18 protein-coding genes are annotated in these 8349 nt (G+C 60.0%); all 18 read right to left on the bottom strand.

From position 1 onward, the window contains the following. Positions 1-74: 74 nt before the first annotated feature. Positions 75-602 carry a 50S ribosomal protein L6 gene (gene rplF, locus ISP15_RS03860; RefSeq protein WP_404545281.1) on the bottom strand — a complete coding sequence of 176 codons (528 nt, stop codon included), beginning with the start codon at positions 600-602 and terminating at the stop codon, positions 75-77. A gap of 10 nt (positions 603-612) precedes the next feature. Next, complete coding sequence (gene rpsH / locus ISP15_RS03865) at positions 613-1008, bottom strand: 30S ribosomal protein S8 (RefSeq protein WP_404545284.1); 396 nt, start codon at positions 1006-1008, stop codon at positions 613-615. Between the two features lie 222 nt (positions 1009-1230). Further along, positions 1231-1536, bottom strand: a complete 306-nt coding sequence (gene rpsN / locus ISP15_RS03870; RefSeq protein WP_404545287.1) for a 30S ribosomal protein S14 — start codon at positions 1534-1536, stop codon at positions 1231-1233. An 18-nt stretch (positions 1537-1554) separates the two neighbouring features. After that, positions 1555-2094, bottom strand: a complete 540-nt coding sequence (rplE, locus tag ISP15_RS03875; RefSeq protein WP_404545290.1) for a 50S ribosomal protein L5 — start codon at positions 2092-2094, stop codon at positions 1555-1557. A 12-nt stretch (positions 2095-2106) separates the two neighbouring features. After that, positions 2107-2421 carry a 50S ribosomal protein L24 gene (gene rplX / locus ISP15_RS03880; protein ID WP_115477105.1) on the bottom strand — a complete coding sequence of 105 codons (315 nt, stop codon included), beginning with the start codon at positions 2419-2421 and terminating at the stop codon, positions 2107-2109. 14 nt (positions 2422-2435) lie between these two features. Then, positions 2436-2804 (bottom strand): 50S ribosomal protein L14, encoded by a 369-nt coding sequence (rplN, locus tag ISP15_RS03885; protein WP_115477106.1) that lies wholly within the window; start codon positions 2802-2804, stop codon positions 2436-2438. A 15-nt stretch (positions 2805-2819) separates the two neighbouring features. Then, positions 2820-3080 carry a 30S ribosomal protein S17 gene (gene rpsQ / locus ISP15_RS03890; protein WP_404545292.1) on the bottom strand — a complete coding sequence of 87 codons (261 nt, stop codon included), beginning with the start codon at positions 3078-3080 and terminating at the stop codon, positions 2820-2822. A gap of 12 nt (positions 3081-3092) precedes the next feature. Then, positions 3093-3278: a 50S ribosomal protein L29 gene (gene rpmC / locus ISP15_RS03895; protein ID WP_126673169.1), complete on the bottom strand. Its 186-nt coding sequence runs from the start codon at positions 3276-3278 to the stop codon at positions 3093-3095. Next, entirely contained in the window at positions 3278-3691 is a 414-nt protein-coding gene (gene rplP / locus ISP15_RS03900) for a 50S ribosomal protein L16 (protein ID WP_115495840.1), read from the bottom strand. The genes rpmC and rplP overlap by 1 nt, the downstream gene beginning before the upstream one ends. Positions 3692-3703: 12 nt before the next feature. Continuing rightward, positions 3704-4465: a 30S ribosomal protein S3 gene (gene rpsC, locus ISP15_RS03905; RefSeq protein WP_404545295.1), complete on the bottom strand. Its 762-nt coding sequence runs from the start codon at positions 4463-4465 to the stop codon at positions 3704-3706. 13 nt (positions 4466-4478) lie between these two features. Continuing rightward, positions 4479-4814, bottom strand: a complete 336-nt coding sequence (gene rplV / locus ISP15_RS03910; protein ID WP_115477111.1) for a 50S ribosomal protein L22 — start codon at positions 4812-4814, stop codon at positions 4479-4481. After that, a complete protein-coding gene (rpsS, locus tag ISP15_RS03915; RefSeq protein ID WP_115477112.1) occupies positions 4814-5086 on the bottom strand; it encodes a 30S ribosomal protein S19 in 273 nt (90 codons plus the stop codon). The genes rplV and rpsS overlap by 1 nt, the downstream gene beginning before the upstream one ends. Positions 5087-5098: 12 nt before the next feature. Next, on the bottom strand, positions 5099-5920 hold the full coding sequence (gene rplB / locus ISP15_RS03920; protein ID WP_404545299.1) for a 50S ribosomal protein L2: 822 nt from the start codon (positions 5918-5920) through the stop codon (positions 5099-5101). Between the two features lie 17 nt (positions 5921-5937). Beyond that, the gene (gene rplW, locus ISP15_RS03925; RefSeq protein WP_404545301.1) at positions 5938-6231 is read right to left on the bottom strand and encodes a 50S ribosomal protein L23; all 294 of its coding nucleotides are present in this window, start codon (positions 6229-6231) and stop codon (positions 5938-5940) included. Continuing rightward, on the bottom strand, positions 6228-6830 hold the full coding sequence (rplD, locus tag ISP15_RS03930; protein ID WP_404545304.1) for a 50S ribosomal protein L4: 603 nt from the start codon (positions 6828-6830) through the stop codon (positions 6228-6230). Before rplD ends, rplW begins: the two co-directional genes overlap by 4 nt. Before the next feature lie 11 nt (positions 6831-6841). After that, positions 6842-7483 (bottom strand): 50S ribosomal protein L3, encoded by a 642-nt coding sequence (rplC, locus tag ISP15_RS03935; RefSeq protein WP_404545307.1) that lies wholly within the window; start codon positions 7481-7483, stop codon positions 6842-6844. A 20-nt stretch (positions 7484-7503) separates the two neighbouring features. Next, positions 7504-7815 (bottom strand): 30S ribosomal protein S10, encoded by a 312-nt coding sequence (gene rpsJ / locus ISP15_RS03940; protein ID WP_014402136.1) that lies wholly within the window; start codon positions 7813-7815, stop codon positions 7504-7506. Positions 7816-8209: 394 nt separating this feature from the next. Continuing rightward, on the bottom strand, positions 8210-8349 hold a 140-nt coding region (locus ISP15_RS03945; protein ID WP_449757812.1), incomplete at its 5' end, for an EF-Tu C-terminal domain-related protein.

Below are 8349 nucleotides of genomic sequence, written 5' to 3' on the forward strand. Positions count from 1 at the left end.
GGAAGCGGATCGGCTTTCAGGCGGCTTTGCTGAGGCAGGCAGTCACGAATGACTGTCGCCTCGCGAGGAGCCGCTTATGCCTTCTTGGCTTCCTTCAAGGTGATCTTCTCACCGGCGTAACGCACACCCTTGCCCTTGTAGGGCTCCGGCGGACGATAACCGCGAATCTTGGCTGCAACCTCACCCACCAGTTGCTTGTCCGAGCCTTTGATCAGGATCTCGGTCTGCGTTGGCGTTTCAAGGCTGATACCTTCCGGTGCATTGAAGACCACCGGATGGGAGTAGCCAAGGCTCAGGTTCAATGCCTTGCCGGCCATCGATGCGCGGTAACCCACGCCGACCAGCTCCAGCTTGCGCTCATAACCTTCGGACACGCCCTTGATCATGTTCGCCAGCAGTGCACGGGCAGTACCGCCGAACTTGTCGTGCGCGCCTTCGGCAACCTGGATGTTGATGGTGCCGTTGTCGTTGGCTACCGACACGCCCGGCAGGGCGTGAATCGACAGGGCACCCTTCGGGCCCTTCACGGCAATGCCGTCATCCGCAATCTTGAGCTCGACGCCCTTGGGCAGGGAGATCGGTTTTTTGGCAACACGGGACATGGGGAACTCCTTATGCGACCAGGCCGATGACTTCGCCACCCATGCCCTTGGCACGAGCTTGCGCATCGGTCAACAGGCCGGCGGAAGTCGAAATAATCGAGATACCCAGGCCGCCAAGGACCTTGGGCAGTTCGCCCTTGCCACGGTAGACGCGCAGACCAGAGCGGCTGACGCGCTCGATGCGCTCAATAGCCGGACGGCCTTCGAAATACTTAAGCTTGATCTCGAGCACCGGCTTGCCCTCCTGGGTGGAGGTCTTGGCGTCGAGGATATAGCCCTCGTTCTTGAGAAGGTCGGCCAGGGCCACCTTCAACTTCGACGACGGCACGCTAACAGCCTGCTTGCCCGTAGCCTGGGCATTGCGGATGCGCGTAAACAGATCGGCGATGGGATCAGTCATGCTCATGAAAACTTCCTTCAGAGTGCACCGATATCCGATAAAACCGGAAATCAATTTTGAATTGTAAGCCGCCGCTCAGGGCAGCCTGCGATACGCAGACCGACAATGATAGCAGCCTTTTCCGGCCTTTGCGAATATCGATGCGTCAGAGTCGCATCAGCGGCAGCCTGTCGCCAAGCCGCCGGGTGTGGCGCCCTGCCAACTGAGACAGGGCTGCCGTAGAACGTCTTACCAACTGGCCTTGCGCAGACCCGGTACGTCGCCGCGCATGGTAGCTTCGCGCAACTTGTTACGGCCAAGGCCGAACTTGCGGTATACACCGCGCGGACGGCCGGACAGCTCGCAACGGTTACGCTGGCGGCTGGGGCTGGCATCGCGCGGCAGCTTCTGCAGCTTGGCCTGCGCTTCCATCTTTTCCTCGTAGGAGGATTTCGGGTTCAGCACGATCGCCTTCAGTTCGCCGCGCTTGGCGGCGTACTTCTTGACGAGCTTGGTCCGCTTGATATCGCGGTTAACCATGGAGGTCTTTGCCATAAATCTCTCGCGACTCTCTTAGTTGCGGAACGGGAAGCTGAAGGCTTCCAGCAGCGCTTTGGCTTCTTCGTCGGATTTGGCGGTGGTGGTGATGGAGATATCCATACCGCGCATCGCATCGATCGCGTCGAAGTCGATTTCCGGGAAAATGATCTGTTCCTTGATGCCGAAGTTGTAGTTGCCACGGCCATCGAAGGCGCGGCCCGATACGCCGCGGAAGTCGCGGACACGGGGCAGCGAAATATTGATCAGGCGATCCAGGAACTCCCACATCTGGGCGCGACGCAAGGTGACCTTGCAACCGATCGGCCAGCCGTCACGGATCTTGAACGAGGCCACGGACACGCGCGCCTTGGTCGTGATCGGCTTCTGGCCGGCGATCTTGGCCATGTCGGCCACGGCGTTCTCGAGCACTTTCTTGTTGCCCGCCGCTTCGCCCACGCCCATGTTGAGCGTGATCTTGGTGATGCGGGGAACCTGCATCACGTTCTGGTAGCCAAAACGCTCGGTGAGCTTCTGGATGACCTGTTCTTTGTAGAAATTTTCAAGGCGCGTCATGACTTGTGTTCCTTACGCGTCCACGACCTCGCCATTCGAACGGTACACGCGGACCTTGCGCCCATCACTGAGCGTCTTGGCACCTACGCGTTCACCCTTGTTCGTGGCGGGGTTGAACAGCTGCACATTGGAGATATGGATCGAAGCCTCACGCTCAACGATGCCACCGGCTTGGTTGGCCTGCGGATTCGGCTTGGTATGACGCTTGACCAGGTTGACGTTGGAGACGAACACGCGATCGCCCTCAACGCGCAGCACGTCGCCGCGCTGACCTTTGTTTTTACCGGTGATCACGAGGACCTGATCACCCTTGCGGATACGGTTCATGGTTCTTCTCCGCCTCAGAGCACTTCGGGTGCGAGCGAGACGATCTTCATGAACTTCTCGCCGCGCAGCTCACGAGTCACGGGCCCGAAGATACGGGTGCCGATCGGCTCGAGCTTGTTGTTGAGGAGTACGGCCGCATTCCCGTCAAAACGGATCAGCGAACCGTCGGCGCGGCGCACACCCTTGGCAGTACGTACCACCACGGCGTTGTACACCTCACCCTTCTTCACCTTGCCGCGCGGAATGGCATCTTTCACGGTGACCTTGATAACGTCACCGATCGCGGCGTAACGGCGCTTGGAGCCGCCGAGCACCTTGATGCACATCAATTCCTTGGCGCCACTGTTGTCGGCAGCGGAAAGCGTGCTTTGCATCTGGATCATGTCTGCACCCTCCCCTTAGACTTCGGCGCGCGTGACGATTTCGACCACGCGGTGATGTTTGGTTTTGGAAAGCGGACGGCATTCCGCAATGCGCACCACATCGCCCTCGTTCGCGCCAAGATCGTTCTGGGCGTGGAGCTTGGTGGAGCGCCGCACGATCTTGCCCAGCAGCGGGTGCTGCACTTGGCGCTCGACCAGCACGGTGACCGTCTTTTCCATCTTGTTACTGATGACGCGGCCCTCGAGGGTGCGCGCCTGCTTAGTGTTGTCGCTCATGTCGGCCGTCCCTTACTTCTTGCCGCCGAGCACGAACTTCGTGCGGGCGATATCGCGCCGAACACGGCGCAGCTGGTGCGGCTGGCTGAGCTGACCGGTACCCTTTTGCATGCGCAGATTGAACTGCTCCTTGCGCAGGTCCAGCAGATGCTGCTTCAGCTCGTCGGCCGACTTGTTGTTGAGATCTTTGGTGGCCATCACATTACCGCCCTGGACACAAACTGGGTCTGCACCGACAACTTGGCAGCGGCCAGGCGGAACGCCTCGCGCGCGGTAGCCTCGTCGACACCCTCGATTTCGTAAAGCATGCGGCCTGGCTGGATCGGTGCGACCCAGAACTCCACGCCACCCTTACCGGCGCCCATTCGGACTTCGATCGGCTTCTTGGTGATCGGCTTGTCCGGGAACACGCGGATCCACAACTTGCCGCCACGCTTTACAAATCGCGTGATGCAACGACGAGCGGCCTCGATCTGACGCGCGGTAAGTGCACCGTGCGTGGTGGCCTTCAGGCCATACTCACCAAAGCTGACGAGGTTGGCGCTGAATGCCAGGCCGTCATTACGGCCCTTGAACTGCTTGCGGTATTTGGTTCGCTTGGGTTGCAACATGGCAACTCTCCCTTACTTCGCCGTCCGCTCGCGACGGCCTTCGCCATCACGACGCGATTCACGATCACGACGACCCTCACCACCCTCACGCTCACGACGCGGCTGAGAGGACTGTTCTTCCTTCGGCTCCTGGCCGACCTGGGAGAGGTCGAAGATCTCGCCCTTGTAGACCCAGACCTTGATGCCGATGATGCCGTAGGTGGTCTTCGCTTCGGCGGTGCCATAGTCGATGTCGGCACGCAGCGTATGCAGCGGCACGCGACCTTCGCGGCTCCACTCGGAGCGGGCGATCTCGGCACCGTTCAGACGGCCGGATACGTTGATCTTGATACCCAGTGCACCCAGGCGCATCGCATTGCCCACAGCGCGCTTCATCGCACGCCGGAACATGATACGGCGTTCAAGCTGCTGCGCGATCGATTCGGCTACCAATTGCGCATCGAGCTCAGGCTTGCGCACTTCGTTGACGTTGATGTGTGCCGGAACACCCATCATGTCGCTGACTTCCTTGCGCAGCTTCTCGATGTCCTCGCCCTTCTTGCCGATCACCACGCCCGGACGGGCCGTGTGAATCGTCACGCGGGCAGTTTTGGCCGGACGCTCGATCAGGATCTTCGAGATTCCCGCAGCGGCCAGCTTCTTGCGCAGCATTTCGCGGACCTTGAGATCGGCAGCGAGGTACTGGGCAAATTCGCCCTTATTGGCGTACCACTTCGAGTTCCAGTCCTTGGCAATGCCGAGGCGGATACCGGTGGGATGAACTTTATGACCCATCGTTTACGTCCTCTCAGTTACCAACGACCACAGTGATGTGGCTGGTGCGCTTCAGGATGCGCGAACCGCGGCCTTTGGCGCGGGCGTGCATACGCTTCATGGCCGGACCTTCGTCAACGAAGATCTTCGAGACTTTCAATTCGTCAACATCCGCGCCGAGATTGTTTTCGGCGTTGGCGACGGCCGACAGCAGCACTTTACGAACCATGTGCGCGGCCTTCTTGTTGGTGAACTGGAGCACGTCGCTGGCACGGCCCACGGGCATGCCGCGGACCAGGTCAGCTACCAGGCGTGCCTTCTGCGCTGAGATGCGAGCGCTGCGCAGGATCGCTTTGGCTTCGGTGCTCATCACTTGCCCTTCTTATCGCCGCCATGGCCCTTGAAAGTACGGGTCACTGCGAACTCGCCGAGCTTGTGCCCGACCATGTTCTCGTTGACCAATACCGGCACGTGCTGGCGACCGTTATGGATGGCGATGGTCAATCCCACCATTTCCGGCAGGATCATGGAGCGACGCGACCAGGTTTTGATCGGACGCTTGGAATTAGTGGAAACCGCAGCTTCCACCTTCTTCACGAGGTGAAGGTCGACGAATGGACCTTTCTTTAAAGAACGCGGCATGTCGGTTTCCTGTTACTTGCGACGACGCACGATGAACTGCTGCGTGCGCTTGTTGTTACGGGTCTTGTAGCCCTTGGTCGGCGTGCCCCATGGGCTGACCGGATGACGGCCACCGGAGGTACGGCCCTCACCACCGCCGTGGGGATGGTCGACTGGGTTCATCACCACACCGCGGACGGTCGGACGGATGCCCTTCCAACGATTGGCACCGGCCTTGCCGAGCTTGCGCAGGCTATGCTCGGAATTACCGACTTCACCGATGGTGGCGCGGCAATCGACCGGCACCCGGCGCATTTCACCGGAGCGCAAACGCAGGGTGGCATAACCGGACTCGCGGGCGATCAGCTGCACCGAGGCACCAGCCGAACGCGCGATCTGCGCGCCTTTGCCCGGCTTCATCTCCACGCAATGCACCGTCGAACCGACCGGGATGTTGCGCAGCGGCAGGCTGTTGCCGACCTTGATCGGCGCGTCATGACCGGCAACCACGCGATCGCCTACCGCCACGCCAGCCGGCGCGATGATGTAGCGACGCTCGCCATCGGCGTAGCAAAGCAGGGCGATGTGTGCAGTGCGATTCGGATCATATTCCAGGCGCTCAATCTTGGCAGCGATGCCTTCTTTGTCGCGCTTGAAATCGATGATGCGGTAAGCCTGCTTGTGACCGCCACCACGATGACGTGTAGTGATGCGACCGAAATGGTTGCGACCACCTGTCTTCGACTGGCTTTCGGTCAGCGGCGCATACGGCGCGCCCTTATGCAACCCCTCGGTACGGACGCTGACAGCGTCGCGACGGCCCGGCGAGGTTGGCTTGTGAGTAATTAGTGCCATCTGTCAAAACTCCTGGCTCAGGCCTTGGCCGCCACGTCGATCGTCTGGCCTTCGGCGAGACGGACGTAAGCCTTGCGCTTGCCCTGGCGGTTGCCCGCACGGAAACGGAAGGACTTGACCTTGCCCTTGGCGTTGACGAGGTTCACCTGCTCGACTTTGACGTCGAACATTTTCTCGACCGCAGCGCGGACATCGGCCTTGGTCGCCTCGGGGGCGACCACGAATACATATTGGTTGCTCTCGGCCAGACGAGCAGCTTTTTCGGAGATGTGCGGCGCGCGCAGCGTATTCAAAATGCGTTCGTTGCTCATGCCAGCCACTCCTCGACCTTCTTCACTGCTTCAACGGTCATCACTACGTGGTCGGAACCGACCAGGCTGACCGGATTCAGCGCCACCACGTCCACGACATGCAGATACGGGATGTTGCGCGAAGCCAGGAACAACGCCTCGTTGGCATCTTCCGAAACCAACAGCACGCGACCGGAAACTTCCAGCTCGGCCAGTTTGGCGATCATCGACTTGGTCTTCGGCGCTTCGATGCCGAAACCATCGACAACCTTCAAACGACCCTGGCGGTTCAGTTCCGAAAGGATGGAACGGATCGCCACGCGATAGGCCTTGCGGTTGACCTTCTGCTCATAGCTGCGGGGCTTGGCTGCGAACGTCACACCACCGCCCACGAAGATCGGGGCACGGTAGTCACCGTGACGGGCACCACCGCCCTTCTGCTTCTTGAACTTCTTGGTGGTACCGGACAGTTCGCCACGCGACAGCTGCGCCTTGGTACCCGCGCGCCCGCCAGCCTGATAGGCGACCACCACCTGATGAACCAGGGCCTGCTTGAACTCGCCGCCGAATACATCATCCGACACGCTGAGCGGCTTGGCGCCAATAACATTGAGTTCCATGCCGTCTCTCCTCAACCCTTGGTGGTCGGACGGATCACGACGTCGCCACCGGTAGCACCCGGTACCGCGCCCTTGACCGCAATCAGATGACGCTCTGCGTCGACCTTGACCACTTCCAAACCCTGCACGGTGCGGTTTACTGCACCCATGTGACCCGACATCTTCTTGCCCGGGAACACGCGACCCGGCGTCTGGCGCTGCCCGATAGAACCCGGCGCACGATGCGACAACGAGTTACCGTGGGTGGCGTCACCCATCTTGAAGTTGTGGCGCTTGATGGTGCCCTGGAAACCCTTACCCTTGCTGACGCCGGCCACGTCGACGATCTGGCCGACCTGGAATACTTCGTCAGCCTTGATTTCGGCGCCCACGGCATACTTGCCGGCGTCGGTCGAATTCAGGCGGAATTCCCACAGACCACGACCCGGCTCGACTTTCGCCTTCGCGTAATGACCTTTTTCCGGAGCCGTCAGCAAACTGGCGCGCTTGACGCCAATGGCGACCTGCACCGCGCTGTAACCATCGTTTTCGTCCGTCTTCACCTGTGTCACGCGGTTCGGCGTCGCTTCAATCAGCGTCACCGGAATCGAGCGGCCATCTTCGGTGAAGAGTCGGCTCATGCCGCATTTGCGGCCAACCAGTCCGATACTCATGTTCGTATCCTGTCTCTCGCTCAACCAAGCTTGATCTGAACGTCAACGCCAGCGGCGAGATCGAGCTTCATGAGCGCGTCCACGGTCTTGTCGTTGGGATCGACGATGTCCAGCACGCGCTTGTGGGTGCGGGTTTCGTATTGATCGCGAGCGTCTTTGTCGACGTGCGGCGACACCAGAATGGTGTAGCGCTCGATCTTGGTCGGAAGCGGAATCGGACCGAGAACCGTAGCGCCAGTGCGCTTGGCCGTCTCGACGATCTCGCTGGCCGAACGGTCAATCAGACGATGATCGAACGCCTTGAGCCGAATGCGAATCTTTTGGTTCGCCATAAACCGTGTCCTGTTATCTAAAGAGCGAAACTGTGAATCGAAGTGGCTTCTCACCACCTCGCACAACCCAAAGCACTGCAGGTACTGCAATGGCGCCGCCGGACGAAAGCCTACCGGAAGACCCCAAAACATCGGGCAGGCCGAATGCCGGCCTGCCCAGATAGGTAACGAACGCGAAAATCCCTCGAGCGACAAAGACTTACGTCGACTACCAGAGAATCCCCGCAACATCCTTGTTAGCGAATTCGAAGCACTTCATGCGCCTCATTTCGCGGTAACCGCCCGGCACCAGGGTCGAGCGGTGAATCAGGTTGGAGACTATAGCTGATCTAACGCCACAGAACAACCACCCGGAGGAAACCGCCTGCATAGCAAGCGGCTTCTGTCGAACAACTTACTTGACGATCTTGGCGACGACGCCGGCACCCACGGTACGACCGCCTTCGCGGATCGCGAAGCGCAGGCCTTCCGTCATGGCGATCGGGGCAATCAGCTCCACCACCATTTTGATGTTGTCGCCCGGCATCACCATTT

Source organism: Dyella jejuensis, from assembly GCF_044904675.1.
Lineage (GTDB): Bacteria > Pseudomonadota > Gammaproteobacteria > Xanthomonadales > Rhodanobacteraceae > Dyella_B > Dyella_B jejuensis.

Excerpts from the sequence above, each read along its gene's own strand:
- rplF (WP_404545281.1), bottom strand. The coding sequence starts at position 602 with ATGTCCCGTGTTGCCAAAAAACCGATCTCCCTGCCCAAGGGCGTCGAG.
- rpsH (WP_404545284.1), bottom strand. The coding sequence starts at position 1,008 with ATGAGCATGACTGATCCCATCGCCGATCTGTTTACGCGCATCCGCAAT.
- rpsN (WP_404545287.1), bottom strand. The coding sequence starts at position 1,536 with ATGGCAAAGACCTCCATGGTTAACCGCGATATCAAGCGGACCAAGCTC.
- rplE (WP_404545290.1), bottom strand. The coding sequence starts at position 2,094 with ATGACGCGCCTTGAAAATTTCTACAAAGAACAGGTCATCCAGAAGCTC.
- rplX (WP_115477105.1), bottom strand. The coding sequence starts at position 2,421 with ATGAACCGTATCCGCAAGGGTGATCAGGTCCTCGTGATCACCGGTAAA.
- rplN (WP_115477106.1), bottom strand. The coding sequence starts at position 2,804 with ATGATCCAGATGCAAAGCACGCTTTCCGCTGCCGACAACAGTGGCGCC.
- rpsQ (WP_404545292.1), bottom strand. The coding sequence starts at position 3,080 with ATGAGCGACAACACTAAGCAGGCGCGCACCCTCGAGGGCCGCGTCATC.
- rpmC (WP_126673169.1), bottom strand. The coding sequence starts at position 3,278 with ATGGCCACCAAAGATCTCAACAACAAGTCGGCCGACGAGCTGAAGCAG.
- rplP (WP_115495840.1), bottom strand. The coding sequence starts at position 3,691 with ATGTTGCAACCCAAGCGAACCAAATACCGCAAGCAGTTCAAGGGCCGT.
- rpsC (WP_404545295.1), bottom strand. The coding sequence starts at position 4,465 with ATGGGTCATAAAGTTCATCCCACCGGTATCCGCCTCGGCATTGCCAAG.
- rplV (WP_115477111.1), bottom strand. The coding sequence starts at position 4,814 with ATGAGCACCGAAGCCAAAGCGATCCTGCGCAGCGCTCGCATCTCAGCG.
- rpsS (WP_115477112.1), bottom strand. The coding sequence starts at position 5,086 with ATGCCGCGTTCTTTAAAGAAAGGTCCATTCGTCGACCTTCACCTCGTG.
- rplB (WP_404545299.1), bottom strand. The coding sequence starts at position 5,920 with ATGGCACTAATTACTCACAAGCCAACCTCGCCGGGCCGTCGCGACGCT.
- rplW (WP_404545301.1), bottom strand. The coding sequence starts at position 6,231 with ATGAGCAACGAACGCATTTTGAATACGCTGCGCGCGCCGCACATCTCC.
- rplD (WP_404545304.1), bottom strand. The coding sequence starts at position 6,830 with ATGGAACTCAATGTTATTGGCGCCAAGCCGCTCAGCGTGTCGGATGAT.
- rplC (WP_404545307.1), bottom strand. The coding sequence starts at position 7,483 with ATGAGTATCGGACTGGTTGGCCGCAAATGCGGCATGAGCCGACTCTTC.
- rpsJ (WP_014402136.1), bottom strand. The coding sequence starts at position 7,815 with ATGGCGAACCAAAAGATTCGCATTCGGCTCAAGGCGTTCGATCATCGT.